Genomic DNA, 21,343 nt, shown 5'->3' on the forward strand with positions numbered 1-21,343 from the left:
GTCAGTTCCTGCCGGGGGTTCGGGGGCGGTTCGGGTCGGGGCGCTCGGCCGGCACACGCGCCGCCGAGCCGGGGGACGAGGAGGCGCGGGTCGCGTCGGTCTCGTGCGTCGCCGATGCGACGGCCGTGGATAAGCGACCCGCGCCTCCTGACGTCCCGCCGGAGGCGCGGGTCGTCGACTCGCGCACGATCAGTTCGCTGGGCAGCACGACGGAGTCGGGTGTGCGCCCGTCGATCACCTCGTGCAGCAGCTGGACGGCGATGCGGCCCATCTCCTCGACGCTGTGCGCGATGACGGTGAGGGCCGGGTCGAGCAGCGAGAACCACTCGATGTCGTCGAACGCGATGACCGAGACGTCGGTGCCCATGCGCATGCCGAGTCGGTTGAGCATGGCGATGGCTCCGACGGCCATGAGGCTGTCGGCGGCGAGCAGCGCGGTCGGCGGCTCGTCGAGCTCGAACAGGGCGTGCACGGCGGCCGACCCGCTGGCGGACTGGAAGTCACCGACGTAGACCAGGTCGGGGTCGGTGCTGAGGCCCAGCTCGGCGGCCGCGGCGGTCCACGCCTCGAGTCGCTCGCGCCCGGTGGACACGCTCTGCGGGCCCGCGACGTACCCGACGCGTTCGTGGCCGAGGTCGACGAGGTGTTGCACGGCGGCGCGGATGCCGGGGACGCTGTCGGTCGTCACGCTCGGCACGTCGACGCCGGGGATGGTGCGGTCGACGAACACCGTCGGCACCTCGCGGGCGAGCAGCGAGTCGATGCTGGCCGAGTCGGTGCCCTGAGGCGCAACGATGACGCCGTCGACGCGGCGCGAGATGAGGGTGTCGAGGTACCGGTCCTGCTGCTCGCGGTTCTCGTTTGCGTTGCCGAGGAGGGTGACGTATCCGAGCTCGAGCAGCGACTGCTCGATGGTGTGGGCGAGGTCGGCGAAGAACGGGTTGCGGACGTCGGAGACGAGCAGGCCGACCGTGTCGGAGCGGGTCGAGCGCAGGGCCCGGGCCTGGGCGTTGGGGCGGAAGTCGAGCTCGCGCACGGCCTGCTCGACCTGGGCCCTCGACTCGGCGGAGGTGGCCGGGTTGCCCGACAGGACGCGCGATGCCGTCGCGGCCGAGACGCCGGCGCGCTGCGCCACGTCCCTGATCGTCACGGTGTTCATCGGGCTCTACCTCGTCGTAGTGGTGCGGGTCGCAGGGTGCGTCCTCTGCGTGGAATCGATTCCATGGAACCGATTCCACGACAGTAGACGAGCCACCCCCTCCTGTCAACGCGAGTCCGCCTGCGCCCATGAACCCGGTTTCGAAACGAACACCCGGTTGCAACCGGGTGCATCGTTCGAAACCGGGTCCATCGCGACACGGGGACGACCCGATGAGCCGACGAGGAGGCGCGGTGCCCGCCCCAGCCGCCCCGCGCCTCCTCGTCCCCGCCCCGTTTGGTCCCCCGCCCCGCCCCGCGTCCTCGTCCCCTCACCGGCCCTCCGCTCCCTACCCCCACCGAAGAACCCGGTTTCGAACCGAACACCCGTTAGCAACTGGGTGCATCGGTCGAAACCGGGTCCATCGCGACACGGGGACGACCCGATGAGCCGACGAGGAGGCGCGGTGCCCGCCCCAGCCGCCCCGCGCCTCCTCGTCCCGCCCTGCCCCCCCGGCCGGCCCGCCCTGCCAGCCCTGCGCGCCCAACCAGCCCGCCCTGCCAGCCCTCCCAGCAAGCAAGCCAGCCCATGAACCCCGTTCCGTGTGATGAACCACGACGCTTCGTGGTTCATCGCACGGAACGGGGTTCGAGAGCGTCCAGCCCCCGGAACGCAGAAGAGCGGCGGCCCCCGAAGGGGACCGCCGCTCTCGCGTACAGCAGGCGCCGAGGCGCCGGGGCGTTACTTGGCCGAGACGACCGTCAGCGTGATCGTCGCGATGACGTCCTCGCGCAGGCGGAGGGTGGCTTCGTGCTCACCCGTCACCTTGATGGCCGAGGGGATCTCGACCTTGCGCTTGTCGATCGTCGCGACGCCCTGGGCGGTCACGGCGTCGGCGACGTCGCCCGGACGGACCGAGCCGAACAGACGGCCGTCGGCACCGGTCTTCACCGTGAGACGGATCTTCTGGGCCTCGAGGCGCTGCTTGAGGTCGTGGGCCTCTTCGATCGTCTTGAGCTCGCGGGTCTCGCGGGCCGTACGGATCTGAGCGACCTGCTTCTCGCCACCGCGGCTCCACGCCACGGCGAAGCCCTGGGGCACCAGGTAGTTGCGGGCGTAGCCGTTCTTGACGTCGACGACGTCACCGGCGGAACCGAGGCCGGAGACCTCGTGGGTCAGGATTACCTTCGACATGGTGGTCCTTCCGATCAGCGGCCGGAGCCGGCGTAGGGGAGGAGCGCCATCTCACGGGCGTTCTTCACGGCACGGGCGATGAGGCGCTGCTCCTGGACGGAGACGCCGGTGATGCGACGGGCGCGGATCTTTCCACGCTCCGAGATGAACTTGCGCAGGGTCGCGACGTCTTTGTAGTCGATGACACCGACGCGGATCGACTTCGCGGGAGCGGCGTTCTTGCCGCCCTTGCCGCGGAGGGGCTTGCGGCGGTCGCCGCTGCTCTTTCCAGCCATTGGTTTCTACTTTCGATGAATGAAGAAGTACTAAAAGGGAACGGCGATGCCTAGAAGGGCGTCTCGTCGTTGTAGGTGCCGTTGCCACCGGGGGTGTTCCACACGTCGCCGCCAGAGGTGTTGCCACCCTGCTGGCCGCCGGCGGGCTGACCCCACGGCTCTTGCGCCTGACCGCCGCCGACCTGAGCCGGCTGGCCACCACGGTTGCCACCGCCGTTGCCGCCCCCGAAGGAGCCGCCACCGGCAGCGCCGTCGCGGGAGGACGCGGCGCGCGTCACCTGAGCGGTCGCGTAGCGCAGCGAGGGGCCGATCTCGTCGATCTCGAGCTCCATGCTGGTGCGCTTCTCGCCCTCTTTGGTCTCGTACGAGCGCTGCTTGAGTCGACCCTGAGCGATGACCCGGCTGCCCTTGGTGAGGCTGCTGGCCACGTGCTCGCCGAACTCGCGCCACACGCTGGCACGGAGGAAGAGCGCCTCGCCGTCCTTCCACTCGTTCGACGCGCGGTCGAACGTGCGGGGGGTCGACGCGATGGTGAAGTTCGCGACCGCGAGCCCGTTCTGCGTGTAGCGCAGCTCGGGGTCACTGGTGAGGTTTCCCACCACTGTGATGACGGTCTCGCCAGCCATCGGACTACTCGGCAGCCTTCTCGGCGGCGGGAGCAGCCGGGGCAGCGGGCGAAGCGGCGGGAGCAGCAGCCGGAGCGGCAGCGGCGTTGGCGGCCTTGCGGGCGGCCTTCTCGTCGCTGACCTTCTTGGCGGCGGCGACCATGGCGATCGCCTCTTCGGCACGCAGGACCTTGGTGCGCAGAACGGCCTCGGAGAGACCCAGCTGGCGGTCGAGCTCGACCGTGGCGGCCGAGTTCGAGGTCAGGTTGACGACGGCGTAGATGCCCTCGGTCTTCTTGTTGATCTCGTAGGCCAGGCGACGACGTCCCCAGATGTCCACGTTGTCGATCGTTCCGCCATCGTTGCGGATGACGTTGAGGAACTTGTCCAAGCTCGGGGCGACCGTGCGCTCATCGATCTCGGGGTCCAGGATGACCATCAGTTCGTACTGGTGCATGACTAACCCACCTCCTTCGGACTTAACGGTCACAGACGGTCTGTGACAGGAGGGTATTCATGTCGCGGCGTCGGCCGTGAGGCAGACGCAACCTTCCCAGCGTAGCCGAGCGCGCCTCCTGAATCAATGCCGCCGCAGCGGCCACCGGCCCTGGAGAGCCGAGGAGGCGCGGGTCGACACCCGCAGGACGGGTTACGCCCCAGCACCCTCGCGTGCGTTCCACCAGGCGAGCAGGCGCTCGGTGGCGACCTCGGCCCCCAGCGGCCCCTCTTCGGTGCGCAGCTCGAGCAGGAAGCGATAGGCCTCGCCGACCTCGCGGCTCGGCCCGATGCCGAGGACGCGTTGGATCTCGTCGCCGTCGAGGTCGGGCCGCAGCGAGTCGATCTCTTCGCGTTCGCGCAGCTCGGCGATCCGCGCCTCGAGGTCGTCGTAGGCGAAGCCGAGCCGGTCGGCCTTGCGCCGGTTGCGCGTGGTCACGTCGGCGCGGGTCAGCATGTGCAACCGCTCGAGCTGGTCACCGGCGTCGCGGACGTACCGGCGAACGGCCGAGTCGGTCCAGCCGCCCTCGGTGTAGCCGAAGAACCGGAGGTGCAGCTCGATCAGGCGGGAGACGGCGGCGATCGTGTCGTTGTCGAAGCGCAGCGCCTTCAACCGCTTCTTGGCGAGCTTGGCGCCGACGACGTCGTGGTGGTGGAAGGTGACGACCCCGCCCGGCTCGAGGCGGCGCGTGGCGGGCTTGCCGCAGTCGTGCAGCAGGGCCGCGAGGCGCAGGGTGAGGTCGGGCGCCTCGCCCGGGTGCCGTTCGCGCTCGTAGCCGATGGCCTGGTCGAGCACGGTGAGGCTGTGCTCGTACACGTCCTTGTGGTGGTGGTGCTCGTCGACCTCGAGGCGCATGGCGGCGAGCTCGGGCATGACGTGGTCGGCCAGCCCCGTGTCGACCAACAGTCGGACACCGTCTCGGGGGGTTTCGGTCTTCAGCAGCTTCGACAGCTCGTCGGCGACCCGCTCGACCGAGACGATCGACAGGGTCTCGGCCCGGGCGGTCATCGCCTCGCGCACCTCGTCGGACACGGTGAAGCCGAGCTGCGCCGTGAACCGGGCGGCCCGCATCATGCGCAGGGGGTCGTCACGGAACGAGTCGACCGCGGTGCCCGGGGTGGCGAGCCGCTCCTTGAGCAGGTCGTCGACGCCGCCGGACGGGTCGACGAGCACGCGCTCGGGCAGACGCAGCGCCATCGAGTTGACCGTGAAGTCGCGACGGACCAGGTCGCCCTCGAGGGTGTCGCCGAACTCGACGACGGGCTTGCGGGTCTCGCCGTCGTAGACGTCACTGCGGTACGTGGTGATCTCGACGGTCTCGCCGTCGACGCGGGCGGCGATCGTGCCGAACGCGCGGCCGACGTCCCAGTGCGCCTCGGCCAGGGGGACGACGATCGCCAGGATCTGGTCGGGGTCGGCGTCGGTCGTGAAGTCGAGGTCGTTGACCGGCCGGCCGATGAAGGCGTCGCGCACCGGACCGCCGACGAGGGCGAGCTCGTGACCGGCCGCGGCGAACGCGGCGGCGAGCTTCTCGATGCGGGGGGTGGCGGCCAGATCGTCCAGTCGCTGCAGGGCCCGTGCGACGCTGTCCATGACGAAAGAGCTTGCCACAGCCGAGGAGGCGCGGGCTGAGTCCCCGACGGCGCCTCACGACCCCGTCGTCCCACCTCGCAGGCGCTTCGCCGCTGCTTCTTGGTCGGCGTTGCCTAGACTCGGCATGCTCGAACGGCCCCTGTCGCCGTCGACACCTGACGCCTATGAGACTCTTCTTCGCCGTGATCGCCGCCCTGTTGGCGGTGTTCGTCGTGTCGGCGGGGCTGCCGGCGACCGCGGCCCGGGCGGCGTCCGCCCCCACCGGCGACGGCATCTCGATGACCGTCGAGCCGGCCTCCGACGGCGTGCTGCGACCCGACGACGACCTCACCCTCGGGGTCACGGTGACGAACGACGGCGACGCCGACCTCGCGGCGACCACGGCCCGGGTCTACCTCGACCGCGAACCGTTCACCACGCGGTCCAAGCTCGCCTCGTGGCTCGACCCCGACGACGTCTCGGGCGACGACTACCTCGGGCGTCAGCTCGTCGAGGTCGACGTGCCGGCGATCGCCGCCGGGTCGTCCGTCGCCCTCGACACCGTCGTCGTGCCCGCCGACCGCCTCGGCCTGACCGGCCGCGCCTTCGGGGCGCGCGCGCTCGGGGCCCGCGTGCTCGACTCGTCGGGCAGCCAGGTGGCGCAGACCCGCAGCAGCGTGGTCTGGTACCCCGCCGACAGCTTCCAGCCGACGCGCGTGGCGGTCGCCGTGCCGATCACGACGCCCGAGAGCGAGACGGGCGTCCTCGACGCCTCCGCCCTCGCCGCCTACACCTCGGACGGCGGGGTGCTGCGACGCGAGCTCGACGCCGTGGCCGGCACGGGCGCGACCCTGGGCGTCGACCCGATGATCATCGCGTCGATCCGCCTGCTCGGCACCGAGGCCCCGCAGTCGGCCGTCGACTGGCTCGCCGAGCTGCAGGCCCTGCCGAACGACATGTTCCCGTTGGCGTACGCGGACGCCGACGTCGCCGGGCTGCGACAGGCCGGCGCGACGACCGTCCCGGCCGTGACCTCGCTCGACACCCTGGTCGAACCCGACCGCTTCGAGGACATGCCCGCGCCGACCGACACGCCCACCGAGACCCCGGGGCAGGGCACGGACGACGGGTCGGGCACCGGCGTCGCCGGATCCGCCCCCTCCGCCCTGCCGAGCGACGGGGCCACCGACCAGCCGACCGGCGAGCCGTCGCCCGCCGAGACGCCCGGCGACGGCGTGGTCCTGCCCACCACCGCCCAACTGCTCGACTTCCCGTGGACGCAGCGCGACGTCGTCTGGCCGCGCGAGTCGTCCGTCGTGTCCGCCGACCTGACCGCGTTCGCCGGCGGCTCGTACACGTCCACCATCGTCTCGAGCGGCAACGTCGACGTCGACGGCGACTCGACCGAGAACGCCGCGGTCACGATCGGTGACGTCCCGGCCGTCGTCTCGGACGACCCGCTGTCCGACCTGGTCACCCAGGCGGCCGAGGCGACGAGTCTCGCCGAGTGGCAGGCCACGATGGCGCGGCTCTCCGCCACCGTCGCGACCATCGCCTACGAGCGCCCCAGCGACGCCCGCACCCTGCTGACCACGCTCGAGCGCGAGTGGCCGTCGACCGGTCAGTTCCTCACCCGCACGCTCCAGAGCGTCGACGGCCTGCCGTGGGTCAGCGGTGCCACCCTGACCGACGCCCTGGCGAGCACCCCGTCGACGGCGACCGTCGTCGACAGTCCCGAGAGCGACGCGCGTCTCGACCAGCTGCGCGACCTGGTGTCCGCCGACGAGAGGGTCGTCGACTTCTCGACCGCCCTCGCCGAGCCGCAGCTCGTCACCGAGTCGGCCCGACTGCGCACGATGGCCCTGGCCTCGCACGCCTGGCGCGACAACGTCGACGGCTTCCCCGCCGAGGTCGCCTCGGCCGTGGCCGACGCGACCGCGACGTCGGGTCTCGTGGCCGTCGTCCAGGGCTCGCCGATCTCCATCCTCGGCGACCGCTCGGCCCTGCCCCTCTACCTCGAGAACAAGACCGACTCGGTGGCGACGGTGATGTTGAACCTGACGCCGTCGAACTCCATCCTCTCGATCGAGCGCAGCCCCATCGAGGTGACGATCCAGCCGCAGTCCCAGACCCGGGTCAGCGTGCCCGTGCAGTCCGTCGCCAACGGGACGGTCTCGGTGCAGCTCCAGCTGGTCAGCCTCTCGGGCGTGGCGATCGCCACCCCGGTCGACGTCCCGCTCTCGGTGCAGGCCGGGTGGGAGACCGCCATCACTTGGATCTTCGGCGTCGCCTTCGCCGCGCTGTTCGTCGGCGGCCTCTACCGCACCTTCCGCAAGCGCCGCAGGGCGCGCGACGAGGCCCGGTCGTCCGGCGACGGTCCGTCAGCCGGTGCGGCACCGTCACCCGATGCGGCCGCCACGCCGCCCGTCCAGGAGTCCATGTGAGCAACCAGGGCGGTCTCGGTCGCGCCAGCATCCTCCTCGCGTCCGGGACGATGGTCTCGCGCGTCCTCGGCTTCGTGAAGGCGGCCGTGCTGGCCGCGGCGATCGGGCAGTCGGCCAGCCGGGCGGCCGACTCGTTCGCCCTCGCGAACCAGCTGCCCAACAACATCTACGCGCTGATCGCGGGTGGCCTGCTCAGCGCCGTGCTCGTGCCCCAGATCGTGCGGGCGGCGACCTCCGACGACGGCGGTCAGCGGTTCATCAACAAGATCGTGACCCTCGGCACCATCGTCTTCGCGGCCGTGGGCCTGGCCGGCACGTTGCTCGCCCCCGTGCTCGTGCGGCTCTACGCGCAGCAGAGCTCGGACGGCGGGGCGGGGTTCACCTCGGACCAACTGGCCCTCGCGACCGCCTTCGCGTACTGGTGCCTGCCGCAGATCTTCTTCTACGCCATGTACTCGCTGCTGAGCGAGGTGCTCAACGCCCGACAGGTGTTCGGGCCCTTCACCTGGGCGCCGGTGCTCAACAACGTCGTGTCCATCGCCGGCCTGGTCGTCTTCATGGTCATGTTCGGCGGAGCCGTCGAGAACTCGACGGTCGACGTCTGGACCGGTGACCGCATCTTCGTCATCGCGGCCACGGCCACCCTGGGCGTCCTGGCGCAGGCGGCGTTCCTCCTGCTGTTCTGGCGCCGCGCGGGTCTGACCTTCCGCCCCGACTTCCGCTGGCGCGGCGTCGGCCTCGGGGCCACCGGCAAGGCCGCCGGCTGGCTGTTCGGCATGGTGCTCGTCACCCAGCTGGCCGGGCTGGTGCAGAGCCGCGTCGCCACCCTGGGCAGCGAGGTGGGTGCCTCGAACGCGGTGCTCGCGAACGCCTGGCTGCTCTTCATGCTGCCGCACGGCATCATCGCCGTGTCGATCGGCACCGCCTACTTCACACGCATGAGCGGCCACGCCTCGCGCGGCGACCTGCGGGCCGTCCGCACCGACATGTCGCAGTCGCTCCGGGCCATCGGCATGTTCATGGTGTTCGCCGCGGTCGCCATGTGCGTCGTGGCCTATCCGTTCGCCCGGTTCTTCGAGGTCGACTTCGCCGGGTCGACCCGCACGGCCGAGGTGATCCTCGGCTATATGCCCGGCCTCGTCCTGTTCAGCGTGCTGTTCATCGTGCAGCGGGTGTTCTACTCGATGCACGACCAGCGCACGCCGTTCTTCCTGCAGCTCGTCCAGTCGGGCATCTTCGTCGCGGGCGTCGCCGTCTCGGCCGCCGTGGTGTCGCCCGAGCACATCGCGATGGCCATCGCCGTCACGACCTCGATCGCGGGCTCCAGCCAGGCCGTGGTCGCGCTCGTCGTCGTCAAGAAGCGGCTGGGCGGAATCGACGGCCGCTGGGTGCTGCGCCGCTACGTCCAGTTCTTCGTCTTCTCGCTCGTCGCCGGGGCGGTGGGCGTCGTCGTCGTGACCGTCCTGGGTGGTTTCTCCGCCGACGGCTTCGCACAATCCGGCCGTGTGCCGGGCGTGCTGACGGTCGTCGTGGCCGTGGCCGTCATGGGCCTGGTCTACGGCGCACTGCTCTGGTTCGCGCGCATCCCCGAGCTGCGGGTGCTGACCACGCCGGTGACCGCACGTCTCGCACCGACCGTCTCGCGCCTCCTGCGTCGCTGACCGCCGCCGCCGGGCGAGCAGGGCACTGCCGACACGGCCCGGCGCGGCCCGGCCAGGAACGGCCAGGCACGGCCAGGCGTCGCACTGCCAGGCCCGCGGGAATGCCCCGTCGGTAGGATGCGTTCCACCAGACGATCGAGGGATCCGACCGCCCGAGCCACCGCTCGCAGGTCGTCTTCCCGCTCGTGAAGTTCTCCCCCAGGAAGGTGCCCATGCGCCAGGTCATCATCATCGGTTCCGGCCCCGCCGGCTACACGGCCGGCATCTACGCCGCCCGGGCCGGTCTGCGCCCCCTCATCGTCGCGAGCTCGGTCGAGGCCGGCGGCGAGCTCATGAAGACCACCGAGGTCGAGAACTTCCCCGGGTTCCCCGACGGCATCCAGGGCCCCGAGCTCATGTTCAAGATGCAAGAGCAGGCCGAGAAGTTCGGCGCCGAGGTGCTGCTCGACGACGTCACCGCCGTCGACCTGACCGGCGACGTCAAGAAGGTTACGCTCGGCAACGGAACCGTGGAAGAGAGCCTCACGGTGATCTTCGCGACGGGCAGCGCGTACCGCAAGCTCGGTCTCGCCGACGAGGAGCGCCTGAGCGGCCGCGGCGTCAGCTGGTGCGCGACCTGCGACGGCTTCTTCTTCAAGGAGAAGGCGATCGCCGTCGTCGGCGGCGGCGACTCGGCCATGGAAGAAGCGACGTTCCTCACCCGCTTCGCCTCGAAGGTCTACGTGATCCACCGCTCGAGCAGCCTGCGCGCGTCGAAGATCATGCAGGACCGGGCCCACGCCAACGAGAAGATCGAGTTCCTGTTCGACAAGCAGGTCACGGCGATCCTCGGCGGCGAGAAGGCCACCGGCGTCACCCTGACCGACACGGTCGACGGCAGCACGACCGACCTCGACCTCGACGGCCTCTTCATCGCCATCGGCAACGACCCCCGCGTGCACCTGGTGCACGGTCAGGTCGACCTGACCTCCGACGGCACGATCGCCGTGCAGGGGCGCAGCTCGAAGACCAACCTGACCGGTGTCTTCGCGGCCGGCGACGTCATCGACGCCACGTACCGGCAGGCCGCCACGGCCGCGGCCTCGGGCACCGTCGCGGCGCTCGACGTCGAGCACTACCTGGCCTCGCTCGACCAGACCTTCCTGGCCGAGCAGACCGTCGGGTCGGCCGAGGGCGTCGAGACGTCCGAGTCCGTGATCGCCTGACCCGCGCCTCCCGAAGACAACCCAGATCACCCTGACGAAAGGAACACCATGAGCAGCGCCAAAGCAGTGACCGACGCGTCCTTCGAGGCCGACGTCCTCAACTCCGACAAGACGATCCTCGTCGACTTCTGGGCCGAGTGGTGCGGCCCGTGCCGTGCCGTCTCGCCGATCCTCGACCAGATCGCCGCCGAGCACGGCGACAAGATCGAGATCGTCAAGCTCAACGTCGACGACAACCCGCAGACCGCCATGAAGTACCAGATCACCTCGATCCCGGCCATGAAGGTCTACCGCGGCGGCGAGGTCGTCAAGACCGTCATCGGCGCCAAGCCCAAGCCGGCCCTCGAGGCTGACCTGGCGGAGTTCATCGCGTAGTCGACGCCGACACCACGACGAGAGCCCGCCCAGCACACGCTGGGCGGGCTCTCGTCGTCCCCCGACCGCACGGGCATAGTCTTGACCGAATCACCCTCTGACAGAACAGGGACATCGATGAGCGACAAGGGCACCAACCTCGACCCGTGGTACGACTCGTACGCCGACCGTACGGCCGGCCTCAGCGCCTCCGAGGTCCGAGCCCTGTTCGCCGTCGCCTCGCGCCCCGAGGTCGTCTCGCTGGCCGGGGGCATGCCCTACGTCTCCGCCCTGCCCCGCGAGCTCGTCACCGGCGCCATCGACCGCGTCATGGCCGACGGGGGAGCGATGGCGATGCAGTACGGCAGCGGCCAGGGCACCCCGGCAATCCGCGAACACATCATGCAGATCATGGCGATGGAGGGCATCCGCGGCAGCGCCGACGACGTGGTCGTCACCACGGGCTCGCAGCAGGCCCTCGACCTCGTCACCCGCCTCTTCGTGAACCCGGGCGACGTCGTGCTCGCCGAGTCCCCGAGCTACGTCGGCGCCCTGGGGGTCTTCAAGGCGTACCAGGCCGACGTCGTGCACGTCCCGATGGACGAGCACGGACTCGTACCCGAGGCGCTGCGTGAGGCCATCGCGACCGTCACGGCACGCGGGGGGCGGATCAAGTTCCTGTACACGATCCCGAACTTCCACAACCCGGCCGGTGTCACCCTGACCTGGGCCCGCCGCGTCGAGATCCTCGAGATCTGCCGCTCGGCCGGCATCCTCGTCCTCGAGGACAACCCCTACGGGCTGCTCTACTTCGACCAGCCGGCCCCCCAGGCGATTCGCTCGATCGACGACGAGGGCGTCATCTACCTCGGCTCGTTCTCGAAGACGCTCGCGCCCGGCTTCCGGGTGGGGTGGGCACTGGCCCCGCACGCCATCCGCGAGAAGCTCATCCTCGCCAACGAGTCCGCCACGCTCTCGCCGAACTCGTTCGGGCAGTTCGTCATCACCGAGTACCTCGACCAGGCCGACTGGCGCGGGCAGATCGAGACCTTCCGTGACCTGTACCGCGAGCGGCGCGACGCGATGATCTCGGCTCTGGGGGAGTACCTGCCGTCGCTCACGTGGAACGTGCCCGACGGGGGCTTCTTCGTCTGGGTCGGGTTGCCGGCCGAACTCGACTCGAAGGCCATGCTGCCCCGAGCCGTCAAAGAGCTCGTGGCCTACACGCCCGGCACGGCGTTCTTCGCCGACGGCGACGGCCGGCAGAACATCCGTCTGTCGTTCTGCTACCCGACGCCCGAGTCGATCCGCACCGGCGTCGCCCGCCTGGCGAACGTCGTCAACGGCGAACTCGACCTGCTGCGCACGTTCTCGCCCGCGAGTCTGTCGAACCCGGCCGCTCGCCCACAGAGCGTCGTGGTCCCGCCACCGAACACCCACTGACCAGCATTTTCGCGGTCTCGCGGCTGTCCTGCCCGCGAGACCGGCCTCCGTCGTGACACAAGGAAGAGACCCCATGGCATCGAGTGAGCTGCGTACCGTCACCGTCCTCGCCGGAGGCATCTCGCACGAACGCGACGTCTCCCTCCGATCGGGGAGGCGCGTGGTCGACAGCCTCGTCACCCACGGCATCGAGGTCGAGCTCCGCGATCCCGACGCCTCGTTGCTCGGCCACCTGACCGCGTCACGTCCTGACGTCGTGTGGCCGGCCCTGCACGGAGCGAGCGGCGAGGACGGAGCGCTGCGCGGTCTGCTCGAGGCGCTCGACGTCCCGTTCGTCGGCAGCACGGCGGCTGCGGCGCGACTGGCCTGGGACAAGCCGACCGCGAAGGAGCTCGCCCGACGCGCCGGCGTCTCCACCCCGCGAGGCATCACCCTGTCGCACGACGCCTTCCGTGAGCTCGGTGCCGTCAGCGTGTTGGCGGCCATCGCGGAGGAGCACCCGGCGCCGGTCGTCGTGAAGCCGGCACGGGGTGGCTCGGCTCAAGGCGTCACGGTCGTCGACGACATCGGTGCGCTGCCGAGGGCCATGGTCGACGCCTACACGTACTGCGACGACGTCATCGTCGAGCAGAAGATCACGGGCACCGAGATCGCCGTCGGGGTCATCGACACCGGTGACGGCCCGCTCGCCCTCCCCGCGGTCGAGATCGTTCCCCGTCAGGGTTTCTACGGTTTCGAGGCTCGCTACAACGCGGGGGAGACCACGTTCTTCACCCCCGCGCGGCTCGACGCCGCAGCCTCCGACGCTGCCGCTCGGGCCGCCGTGACCGTCCATGAAACCCTCGGACTCCGTCACCTCTCGCGGGTCGACCTCATCGTCGACGCCGCCGGGACCCCGTGGTTCCTCGAGGTGAACGTGCTGCCCGGACTGACCGAGACGTCACTCGTCCCGATGGCTCTGGAGTCGGCCGGTTACGAACTGGGCATGTTCTACGCCGCCCTCGCCGAGAAGGCCGTCTCCGACCACCGTCGCTGACCGACGTCCGTGCCGCACGACGTTTCACGTGAAACGTCGGCCACCTCGCAGCCCTGACCACGAGCCTGCCACGTGTCGGACACCGCTGGGCCACAACCCCGTCCAACCATTCGTGGCGCGCGGGGTCAGTCAGTCTCAGCGATTCTGGTGACGATCTCGTGGGGGTCAACAGTGTATGGCCTGATCGTCGGGGACGTCAGGCGATCATCGACGTTGTCCGCGTCGAATCGGCCATGATCAGGTCGATTATCGACTACTGGGGACGGCGAAACACGATGAATGAGGGCCTTGATCCTCCGGCCCTGACATCCCAGGATGCTCGTGCATGCTCACGCTCGGTCGACTAACCCTGGTGCGCCAGGCGACTCAGTGATGTGAGCAGTCTTCAGCACCGACCGACATTGTCTCCCTCCTCTACTGGAGCCTTTGAGGAGCGGGGGAGAAGTGTGCGCGTTCAGCCCTCACCAAGCGGGGGAATCAATGCGCCGCCCCCACGCCATGCCGAGGGCTTGGCCTTCAGCGCGCATGCCTACCCATCTGTTGTCCCGGATCGCGCCGACCACCGACCGGGCATGGCAGTCCACACCGAGAAGGGGGATTGTTTCACGTGAAACACCGGCCCCGCACGGTTGACGTCGATGAGAGCCAGCCACAGAAACAACCGCCCCTGCTCTGAAAAGCAGGGGCGGTTGATGTTTCACGTGAAACCGTGGACCACAGGCCGTGCGAACGAGGAGTCAGTCCTCTTGCTCGTGTCCCAACTGGCCGAGGATGCGATTGAGATCCTGCATGGAGGCGAAGTCGATCGTGATCGACCCCTTACGAGCACCCAAGGACACCTTCACCCGGGTCTCGAACCGGTCACCGAGGCTCTCGGCCACTTCGTCCAAGTGCGCCTGGTGCTTACCCGGGGTCGCCGTGCGCGTCGACTTCGGCTTGGCGCTTCCGCCCGCGGCGATGGCCTCGGCTGCGCGGACGCTGAGGTCTTCGTTGACGATGCGATCCGCGAGTCGAGCCATCAGGACCGGGTCACCTGTGCTCAGGATGGCCCGGGCGTGGCCGGCCGTCAGGACGCCCGAGGCGACCCGACGCTGCACAGCCGCCGGCAGCCTCAACAGTCTCAAGGTGTTGGTGATCTGCGGACGGCTGCGGCCGATGCGGGTGGCCAACTCGTCCTGGGTGATTCCGAAATCGGCGAGAAGTTGCTGATAAGCGGACGCTTCTTCGAGTGGGTTCAGCTCGGCTCGGTGGAGGTTCTCGAGCAGCGCGTCGCGCAGCATCGCGTCGTCTGCCGTGTCTTTGACGATGGCAGGGATCGTCGCGAGACCCAGCTCTTTGGTCGCCCGGAGGCGCCGCTCGCCCATGACGAGCTCGTACTGTGCCGCCCCCTTGCCGCTCTTCTTGACGGGACGGACGACGATGGGCTGCAGCACACCCACTTCTCGGATGGACGTCACCAGCTCGGCGAGCTCTTCGGCGCGGAACTCGGCCCGCGGCTGCTGTGCGTTCGGGGTGATGTCCAACGGATTGAGGTTCGCCAGACGAGCACCCGGCACGGCGATGAGCTCGTCGGCCGTCTGCTGTGCCGTCGGGAAGAAGACGTCGACCGGGCGGTCCTGGCTCTCGTCGGAGACGGGGATGAGGGCTCCGATGCCGCGCCCGAGTCCTGTTCGCTTGGTTGCCATTACTGGGGTGCTCCTCGACGTGCTAGTTCGGCGGCCGCCTCGAGGTACGAGATCGACCCGGGGGAGTTGGTGTCGTAGCTGATGACCGTCTGCCCGTAGCCGGGGGCCTCGCTGATCCTGACCGACCGAGGAATCAGCGTGTTCAGTGCCTCATCAGGGAAATGCTCGCGAACGTCGGCGACGACCTGCTGAGCCAGGTTCGTGCGACCGTCGTACATCGTGAGCAGGATGCTCGACACCTTGAGTTTGGGATTCAGGTGCTTCTCGATCAGCTGGATGTTGCGCAGCAGCTGGCTCAGCCCTTCGAGTGCGTAGTACTCGCACTGGATCGGGATGAGTACCTCACTGGCGGCGACGAACGCATTGATCGTGAGTAGTCCGAGAGACGGGGGGCAGTCGATGAAGACGTAGTCGTACCGCTCGCCGGCCTTCTCGGTGGCACTGAGGTACTCGGACAGCGCTCTGCTCAGCCGCTGCTCGCGAGCGACGAGCGAGACGAGTTCGATCTCGGCGCCGGCGAGGTGGATCGTGGCGGGGATGCAGAAGAGTGTGTCGAACTCGGGACTCTTCTGGACGACGTCGGCGACCTCGCCGTCGTTCACCACGACGTCGTAGACGCTCGGCGTCTCGGCCCGGTGTTCCACGCCGAGGGCCGTCGAGGCGTTGCCCTGGGGATCGAGATCGATGACCAACACCTTCGCCCCACTCCGTGCCAAAGCGGCCGAGAGGTTGACGGTAGTCGTGGTCTTGCCGACGCCACCCTTCTGGTTGGAGACGGTGATCACCCGTGTCGCGGCGGGGGACGGGAGGGGCTCGCGCGACAGGGCCTGCTTGCGTCGATTCAGATCGGCGAGCTCCCGTGCCAGGGGAGTGCTTCTGTCGTCGTCAGCCGAGGAACTCACTGAGGGGGTCTCCGTATCGCCATGTTTCACGTGAAACGACCTGCCCGGAGGTGTGACCACACCGCTCGGAAACGGCTCGGTGATCATCGGGGATCGAAGGCCGAGTCTATCGTCAGGCCCCGACAAAGACAGGGACCCGGCGTCCGTGTGCCCTGATGCGACCCAGCACCAGACCGTCGTCCCGGTTCGATCGGGAGAGAATAATGCCTGATCAGACGGTCCTATGAGCCGGATCGGCCAGATGGTCAGTCCAGGGTGGCGATGAAGACTCGAGTGGTCTCGTCGACGAGTCCGACGCCCAGCTCCCGAGCCTCGACGTCGATCAGGTGGTGGCGGGCGATGACCTTCCGTGCAGCGGCGATCTCGTCGTCGACCCGCGCGCCCTTCATCAACAGCAGTTGCCCGCCGGTCTTCACCAGCGGGGCGGTCAGCGGGATCAACTTGGACAGGGCCGACACGGCACGAGCCGTCGCCTGATCGAGCCAGCCATCCAGCTGCACGTCTTCGGCGCGGGCACGCACGACCTCGACGTTGTCGAGACCCATGCGCTCGGCTTCGGCCGTCAGCCAGTCGACGCGTCGCTCCATCGGCTCGATCAGGACGAGCGTGGCGTCCGGACGAGCAGCCGCGAGCACGAGGCCCGGCAGGCCGGCACCCGACCCGATGTCGCCGACGCGACCGGAGACGAGCAGGGGCGCCAGCAGCCCGCAGTTGATGACGTGGCGGGTCCAGAGACGCGGTAGCTCGAGCGGTCCGATCAGGCCGAGTTCTTCTCCATGTTGGGCGAGGTCGGCGACGTAGCGACGCACGACGTCGAGACGGTCACCGAAGATGGTCGCCGCCACGGCGGGTTCGACCTCGAGGGTCGACGTGTCGGTCATGTCCGTGGGCTCAGGGACGAGTGATGACGGTGTGACGGTCGCGGCCTTCGCCCTCGGACTCCGAGGTGAAACCCCGCGCGGCCACGATGTCGTGGACGAGCTTGCGTTCGTAGGACGACATCGGCGGGAGGGCGGCCGACGAGGCACCGTCCTCGAGCTTCGTGACGGCGACTTCCACCAGACGGCCGAGCTCGGTCTCACGCGTGGCGCGCGAGCCTCCGATGTCGAGGATGAGACGGGAGAACTCACCGGTCTTGGTCTGCACCGCGATGCGCGTCAGCTCTTGGAGCGCGTTGACCGTGTCGGGCTTCGACAGGACGCGCAGCTTCTGCTCGCCACTTGAGTCGACCGAGATGTAGGAGCGACCGCCGCGGACCTCGATGTCGATGTCGCCGTCGAAGTCGCAGATGTCGAGCAGTTCTTCGATGTAGTCGGCTGCGATGTCGCCCTCGTCGAGGACGTCGGCCGTGTCGTCCGAGGCGACCCGCGCCTCCTGGTCGTCGCTCGAGGCGACGACACCGTCGTTCTCGGCGGCAGGCTCGACGATGTCGGTCGTGGAGTCGTCAGAGGTCATTTCTTGGGGCCGTTCTGCTTCTTGGAGCGGTTCTTGCCGACGGGCTGGGTGCGCTGGGTCGTCTTCGGCACGGCGGATGCCGACTCGATCTCGGTCACGGTGATGCTGGGCAGGCCCTTGCGCTGCTGCTTGCGTGCGAGGCGCTCTTCACGCGCCAGTGCCGCCTCGCTGCCGGGGGTGGGCATGTTGCGGATCACCAGGAACTGCTGGGCCATGGTCCAGACGTTGGAGGTGAGCCAGTAGAACATGACGCCCAACGGGAACGACAGACCCGAGAAGACGAACACGAGGGGGAGGAAGTACAAGAGCATGCGCTGCTGCTTGAACATGGGGCTCGCCTTGGTCTCGGGCGACATGTTCTTCGAGACGATCTGCAGCTGGGTGATGAACTGCGACGCCGTCATGATGACCACCATGGCGCCGGCCATCAGGCGGACCTCCCAGGTGGTGGCGCCGAGGAAGGTCTCTTTCAGGGGAGCACCGAAGAGCGCCGACTCACCGAACGAGTTCGACAGCGCCGAGTTCAGCAGGCCGATGCCCACCTTCTCTTGCTGGGCGTTGTGCAGCACGGTGTAGAGGCTGAAGAAGATCGGCATCTGGATCAGCAGCGGCAGGCACGAGCTGAGCGGGTTGGTACCGGTGTCCTTGTAGAGCGCCATGGTCTCGCGCGACATCGCCTCGCGGCTGAACTGGTCGCGCTTGCCCTTGTACTTGTCCTGGATCTTCTTGAGCCGGGGCGCGATCTCCATCATGCGTCGCTGGCTCTTGATCTGCCGGACGAAGATCGGGATGAGGCAGGCCCGCACCACGAGGACCAGGCCGACGATCGAGAGCACCCACGTGCTGCCGGCCGCGGTGTCCATGCCGAACGCCGTGAGGACGTTGTGGAAGCCGACGAGGATCGCCTCGACGACCCATCTCAGGGGCCAGAGGATGGTGCCGATGAAGTCCATGGTGTTCGGGTCAGCCCTTTCCGTGGCTCTGTGCGACGATGCGGCCCGCCCCGACGAGGTCGGGGGTGGTGGTGCCGGATCGCGGTGTCACGAAGCCGGACTTCGTGACGCGGTACTTCTGTGTACGGGGCTCGGGGACGTCGTCGACGCCTCCGGCTGCCCAGGGGTGACACCGGGCGATGCGCCAGCTGCCCATGGCCACGCCCCGCACCACGCCGTGCAGCTGGATGGCCTCGAGGGCGTACCTGGAACACGACGGGTAGTAGCGGCAGACGTCGCCGTAGAGCGGGGAGACGACGGCGCGGTAGACGCGGAGCACGAGGACGCACGCATTGCGGGGAAGCAACGCGACGAACTGCACCGCTCTTGTCACGCTTTCACGCCCCTGTCGACGACCTCGGAGATGTCCGACAGCAGGGTAGACCACGCAACGTCGGGGCTGCCTGGCAAGGCTCTGATCACGACGTCGATCCCCCGGGGGAGCGTCGGCAGCATGTCGTGGCAGACCCCTTTTAGTCGACGACGGACCGTGTTGCGGACGACCGCGTTGCCCACGGTCTTGGCCACGATGAAGCCGAACCGGACCAGGTCGTCGTCACGACGACGGACGTAGACGACCGAATGCGCCGTGCCCGACTTGCGGCCACGGCGCACGGTGGTTCGGTAGTCGTCTGCGCGGACGATCCGGTTGGCCCGGGCCAACACGAAGGTGGCTACGCCGAGAGCTCGGTGCGGCCCTTGCCACGACGGGCGGCGAGGATGGCGCGACCGGCGCGGGTGCGCATGCGGGCACGGAAACCGTGCTTCTTGGCGCGACGACGGTTGTTCGGCTGGAACGTTCTCTTGCTCATGGTGGTCCTCCAGGAAAGCGGACCAGGCCTGTTGCCACGATCCGAGAAGTCTTGTACAGCCAACGCGGCTGAAATCAACTGATTAAAAGTACGCGTGATCGGAGCCGTGGTCAAACGGCGTCTTCTGGAGGCGCTTGTCCACAGTGTTGAAAACTCCGGTTGCGGACTCCACACCCGGTCGAACTAAGGTGGGTACTTCTCGCGGTACTTCCGCGTGACGACGGGGAACACGCAGCGATCCCGGCCCGAACGGCGCCAACTGATCGGTGGAGAAAGCTGTGCATAACTCGTCCCGCACTCGTACCCTTCGAACACCGGCGGGTGAACGCGACCCGCACGCGGAGGCGGCCGGATCCGTCCGCTGCCGAACCGCGAGAAAGAGACTCCCAGTGGCGCACACCGTCGACCCGGTCCAGGACCTGTGGCGTTCCGTCCTCGCGACGCTGACGACCGACGACCGCATCACGCCGCAGCTGCACGGCTTCATCAGCCTCGTGGAGCCCAAGGGCGTGCTGGGCGGCACCCTCTACCTCGAAGTGCCCAACGACCTGACCCGGGGCATGCTCGAACAACGGATCCGTGAGCCGCTGCTCGAGTCCATCGCGGGGCTGGGCGACACCACGGTCTCGAGCTTCGCCATCACCGTCAACCCCGACATCACCCCCGACACCCTCACCCAGCAGGTCGAGCAGTCGGAGCCGGTCCACTACATCGAGGCGCCCTTCGTGCCGGCGCCGGTCGAGACGAGCGCGAGCGGCAAGCGCAACGACTCCCGACTGAACCCGAAGTACAGCTTCGACAACTTCGTCATCGGCGCGTCGAACCGGTTCGCCCACGCCGCGGCCGTCGCCGTCGCCGAGGCTCCGGCGAAGGCCTACAACCCGCTCTTCGTCTACGGCGAGTCGGGGCTGGGCAAGACCCACCTGCTGCACGCCATCGGCCACTACGCCGAGACCATGTACCCGGGGATCCGAGTCCGGTACGTCAGCAGCGAAGAGTTCACGAACGACTTCATCAACTCGATCGCCAACAACCGGTCGAGCCTCTTCCAGCAGAGGTACCGCGAGATCGACATCCTGCTGATCGACGACATCCAGTTCCTGCAGGGCAAGGACAGCACCCAAGAGGCGTTCTTCCACACCTTCAACACCCTGCACGACCACGACAAGCAGCTGGTGATCACCAGCGACCTGCCGCCCAAGCACCTCACCGGCTTCGAGGACCGCATGCGGTCGCGCTTCGAGTGGGGCCTGATCACCGACGTGCAGGCTCCCGACCTCGAGACCCGCATCGCCATCCTGCGCAAGAAGGCCCAGAGCGAGAAGCTGCAGATCCGCGACGAGGTCCTCGAGTTCATCGCGACCAAGGTGTCGAGCAACATCCGCGAACTCGAAGGCACCCTCATCAGGGTCACGGCCTTCGCCAGCCTCAACCGGACCGCCGTCGACCTCGCCCTCGTGCAGACCGTCCTGAAGGACCTCATCACGCTCGACGAGGACAACATCATCGCGCCGGTCGACATCATCAACCACACGGCGGACTACTTCAAGCTCACGGTCGACGACCTGTACGGGTCGTCCCGTTCGCAGGCGATCGCCACCGCCCGACAGATCGCCATGTACCTGTGCCGCGAACTCACGAGCCTGTCGCTGCCCAAGATCGGTCAGCTGTTCGGCAACCGCGACCACACGACGGTCATGTACGCCAACAAGAAGATCAGCGAGCTGATGAAGGAACGCCGGTCGATCTACAACCAGGTGACCGAGCTGACCAGCCGCATCAAACAGGACACCCGCTACAAGTGACGGGTCGACGGGCCAGGCCGGCTCGTCCGCCACGACCGTCCCGTCCGGGCGCCGACCACGTGTCGGTGCCCGTTCGTCGTTCCAGGGGGGCACCGGACGCGTCTCGACGGGCACTGTGGAGGCACGTTCCACACAGTGTGGATAACTTGTGGAAACTCGTGGATAACCTCGACGACGTTGTTCACGGATCCGGGGGACCTGTGGGATCCCACTCGACGCCGACGACCGACCACCAGGATTCTTGTCATTCCGTTCCACACCCCGTCCAC

At 68.5% G+C, this 21,343-nt stretch carries 21 protein-coding genes; 7 read left to right on the forward strand and 14 right to left on the reverse strand.

All coding sequences use genetic code 11. The annotated features are described in order from the left end of the window. Position 1 precedes the first annotated feature (1 nt). The 6 genes from SJY14_RS01685 to SJY14_RS01710 all read right to left on the reverse strand — a co-directional run bounded on the left by SJY14_RS01685 (position 2) and on the right by SJY14_RS01710 (position 5,301). Positions 2-1,159 (reverse strand): LacI family DNA-binding transcriptional regulator, encoded by a 1,158-nt coding sequence (locus SJY14_RS01685; protein ID WP_396599606.1) that lies wholly within the window; start codon positions 1,157-1,159, stop codon positions 2-4. A gap of 720 nt (positions 1,160-1,879) precedes the next feature. After that, the gene (gene rplI, locus SJY14_RS01690; protein WP_056058172.1) at positions 1,880-2,332 is read right to left on the reverse strand and encodes a 50S ribosomal protein L9; all 453 of its coding nucleotides are present in this window, start codon (positions 2,330-2,332) and stop codon (positions 1,880-1,882) included. Positions 2,333-2,346: 14 nt separating this feature from the next. Then, positions 2,347-2,607: a 30S ribosomal protein S18 gene (gene rpsR, locus SJY14_RS01695; protein ID WP_043595327.1), complete on the reverse strand. Its 261-nt coding sequence runs from the start codon at positions 2,605-2,607 to the stop codon at positions 2,347-2,349. 50 nt (positions 2,608-2,657) lie between these two features. Continuing rightward, complete coding sequence (locus SJY14_RS01700) at positions 2,658-3,233, reverse strand: single-stranded DNA-binding protein (RefSeq protein WP_043595325.1); 576 nt, start codon at positions 3,231-3,233, stop codon at positions 2,658-2,660. A 4-nt stretch (positions 3,234-3,237) separates the two neighbouring features. Next, positions 3,238-3,669 carry a 30S ribosomal protein S6 gene (rpsF, locus tag SJY14_RS01705; protein WP_071257498.1) on the reverse strand — a complete coding sequence of 144 codons (432 nt, stop codon included), beginning with the start codon at positions 3,667-3,669 and terminating at the stop codon, positions 3,238-3,240. Positions 3,670-3,861: 192 nt separating this feature from the next. Then, on the reverse strand, positions 3,862-5,301 hold the full coding sequence (locus tag SJY14_RS01710; protein WP_396599607.1) for a CCA tRNA nucleotidyltransferase: 1,440 nt from the start codon (positions 5,299-5,301) through the stop codon (positions 3,862-3,864). A gap of 164 nt (positions 5,302-5,465) precedes the next feature. On the opposite strand from SJY14_RS01710, the gene SJY14_RS01715 reads away from it, so the two are divergent. From SJY14_RS01715 to SJY14_RS01740, 6 genes are all read left to right on the forward strand, one after another. Beyond that, positions 5,466-7,724, forward strand: a complete 2,259-nt coding sequence (locus tag SJY14_RS01715; protein ID WP_396599608.1) for a DUF6049 family protein — start codon at positions 5,466-5,468, stop codon at positions 7,722-7,724. Continuing rightward, the gene (gene murJ, locus SJY14_RS01720; RefSeq protein WP_071257494.1) at positions 7,721-9,385 is read left to right on the forward strand and encodes a murein biosynthesis integral membrane protein MurJ; all 1,665 of its coding nucleotides are present in this window, start codon (positions 7,721-7,723) and stop codon (positions 9,383-9,385) included. The genes SJY14_RS01715 and murJ overlap by 4 nt, the downstream gene beginning before the upstream one ends. Positions 9,386-9,597: 212 nt before the next feature. Then, a complete protein-coding gene (gene trxB, locus SJY14_RS01725; protein ID WP_071257492.1) occupies positions 9,598-10,590 on the forward strand; it encodes a thioredoxin-disulfide reductase in 993 nt (330 codons plus the stop codon). Between the two features lie 48 nt (positions 10,591-10,638). Beyond that, positions 10,639-10,965, forward strand: a complete 327-nt coding sequence (gene trxA / locus SJY14_RS01730; protein WP_043595317.1) for a thioredoxin — start codon at positions 10,639-10,641, stop codon at positions 10,963-10,965. A gap of 117 nt (positions 10,966-11,082) precedes the next feature. Then, on the forward strand, positions 11,083-12,387 hold the full coding sequence (locus SJY14_RS01735) for a PLP-dependent aminotransferase family protein (RefSeq protein WP_396599609.1): 1,305 nt from the start codon (positions 11,083-11,085) through the stop codon (positions 12,385-12,387). A gap of 73 nt (positions 12,388-12,460) precedes the next feature. Next, positions 12,461-13,423, forward strand: a complete 963-nt coding sequence (locus SJY14_RS01740; RefSeq protein WP_396599610.1) for a D-alanine--D-alanine ligase — start codon at positions 12,461-12,463, stop codon at positions 13,421-13,423. Positions 13,424-14,160: 737 nt separating this feature from the next. On the opposite strand, the gene SJY14_RS01745 is transcribed toward SJY14_RS01740, so the two are convergent. The 8 genes from SJY14_RS01745 to rpmH all read right to left on the reverse strand — a co-directional run bounded on the left by SJY14_RS01745 (position 14,161) and on the right by rpmH (position 19,269). Continuing rightward, complete coding sequence (locus SJY14_RS01745; protein WP_071257486.1) at positions 14,161-15,108, reverse strand: ParB/RepB/Spo0J family partition protein; 948 nt, start codon at positions 15,106-15,108, stop codon at positions 14,161-14,163. After that, positions 15,108-16,097 carry a ParA family protein gene (locus SJY14_RS01750; RefSeq protein WP_143048743.1) on the reverse strand — a complete coding sequence of 330 codons (990 nt, stop codon included), beginning with the start codon at positions 16,095-16,097 and terminating at the stop codon, positions 15,108-15,110. The genes SJY14_RS01745 and SJY14_RS01750 overlap by 1 nt, the downstream gene beginning before the upstream one ends. Positions 16,098-16,255: 158 nt before the next feature. Then, complete coding sequence (rsmG, locus tag SJY14_RS01755) at positions 16,256-16,891, reverse strand: 16S rRNA (guanine(527)-N(7))-methyltransferase RsmG (RefSeq protein WP_055975779.1); 636 nt, start codon at positions 16,889-16,891, stop codon at positions 16,256-16,258. Between the two features lie 10 nt (positions 16,892-16,901). Beyond that, entirely contained in the window at positions 16,902-17,465 is a 564-nt protein-coding gene (locus SJY14_RS01760) for a protein jag (protein WP_396599611.1), read from the reverse strand. Beyond that, positions 17,462-18,418 carry a membrane protein insertase YidC gene (gene yidC / locus SJY14_RS01765; RefSeq protein ID WP_396599612.1) on the reverse strand — a complete coding sequence of 319 codons (957 nt, stop codon included), beginning with the start codon at positions 18,416-18,418 and terminating at the stop codon, positions 17,462-17,464. Before yidC ends, SJY14_RS01760 begins: the two co-directional genes overlap by 4 nt. Positions 18,419-18,428: 10 nt before the next feature. Then, a complete protein-coding gene (yidD, locus tag SJY14_RS01770; RefSeq protein ID WP_071257481.1) occupies positions 18,429-18,791 on the reverse strand; it encodes a membrane protein insertion efficiency factor YidD in 363 nt (120 codons plus the stop codon). Continuing rightward, positions 18,788-19,123, reverse strand: coding sequence for a ribonuclease P protein component (gene rnpA, locus SJY14_RS01775; protein ID WP_396599613.1), 336 nt, complete (start codon positions 19,121-19,123; stop codon positions 18,788-18,790). The genes yidD and rnpA overlap by 4 nt, the downstream gene beginning before the upstream one ends. Before the next feature lie 8 nt (positions 19,124-19,131). Continuing rightward, positions 19,132-19,269: a 50S ribosomal protein L34 gene (gene rpmH, locus SJY14_RS01780; RefSeq protein WP_043595303.1), complete on the reverse strand. Its 138-nt coding sequence runs from the start codon at positions 19,267-19,269 to the stop codon at positions 19,132-19,134. 389 nt (positions 19,270-19,658) lie between these two features. On the opposite strand from rpmH, the gene dnaA reads away from it, so the two are divergent. Then, complete coding sequence (dnaA, locus tag SJY14_RS01785; protein WP_043595301.1) at positions 19,659-21,074, forward strand: chromosomal replication initiator protein DnaA; 1,416 nt, start codon at positions 19,659-19,661, stop codon at positions 21,072-21,074. Positions 21,075-21,343: the final 269 nt, after the last annotated feature.

Source organism: Frigoribacterium sp. R86507 (assembly GCF_044597695.1).
GTDB lineage: Bacteria > Actinomycetota > Actinomycetes > Actinomycetales > Microbacteriaceae > Frigoribacterium.

Bases quoted from the DNA above. Each gene is read 5' to 3' on its own strand.
- SJY14_RS01685 (WP_396599606.1), bottom strand. From the start codon at position 1,159: ATGAACACCGTGACGATCAGGGACGTGGCGCAGCGCGCCGGCGTCTCG.
- rplI (WP_056058172.1), bottom strand. From the start codon at position 2,332: ATGTCGAAGGTAATCCTGACCCACGAGGTCTCCGGCCTCGGTTCCGCC.
- rpsR (WP_043595327.1), bottom strand. From the start codon at position 2,607: ATGGCTGGAAAGAGCAGCGGCGACCGCCGCAAGCCCCTCCGCGGCAAG.
- SJY14_RS01700 (WP_043595325.1), bottom strand. From the start codon at position 3,233: ATGGCTGGCGAGACCGTCATCACAGTGGTGGGAAACCTCACCAGTGAC.
- rpsF (WP_071257498.1), bottom strand. From the start codon at position 3,669: ATGCACCAGTACGAACTGATGGTCATCCTGGACCCCGAGATCGATGAG.
- SJY14_RS01710 (WP_396599607.1), bottom strand. From the start codon at position 5,301: ATGGACAGCGTCGCACGGGCCCTGCAGCGACTGGACGATCTGGCCGCC.
- SJY14_RS01715 (WP_396599608.1), top strand. From the start codon at position 5,466: ATGAGACTCTTCTTCGCCGTGATCGCCGCCCTGTTGGCGGTGTTCGTC.
- trxB (WP_071257492.1), top strand. From the start codon at position 9,598: ATGCGCCAGGTCATCATCATCGGTTCCGGCCCCGCCGGCTACACGGCC.
- trxA (WP_043595317.1), top strand. From the start codon at position 10,639: ATGAGCAGCGCCAAAGCAGTGACCGACGCGTCCTTCGAGGCCGACGTC.
- SJY14_RS01735 (WP_396599609.1), top strand. From the start codon at position 11,083: ATGAGCGACAAGGGCACCAACCTCGACCCGTGGTACGACTCGTACGCC.
- SJY14_RS01740 (WP_396599610.1), top strand. From the start codon at position 12,461: ATGGCATCGAGTGAGCTGCGTACCGTCACCGTCCTCGCCGGAGGCATC.
- SJY14_RS01745 (WP_071257486.1), bottom strand. From the start codon at position 15,108: ATGGCAACCAAGCGAACAGGACTCGGGCGCGGCATCGGAGCCCTCATC.
- SJY14_RS01750 (WP_143048743.1), bottom strand. From the start codon at position 16,097: ATGATCACCGAGCCGTTTCCGAGCGGTGTGGTCACACCTCCGGGCAGG.
- rsmG (WP_055975779.1), bottom strand. From the start codon at position 16,891: ATGACCGACACGTCGACCCTCGAGGTCGAACCCGCCGTGGCGGCGACC.
- SJY14_RS01760 (WP_396599611.1), bottom strand. From the start codon at position 17,465: ATGACCTCTGACGACTCCACGACCGACATCGTCGAGCCTGCCGCCGAG.
- yidC (WP_396599612.1), bottom strand. From the start codon at position 18,418: ATGGACTTCATCGGCACCATCCTCTGGCCCCTGAGATGGGTCGTCGAG.
- rpmH (WP_043595303.1), bottom strand. From the start codon at position 19,269: ATGAGCAAGAGAACGTTCCAGCCGAACAACCGTCGTCGCGCCAAGAAG.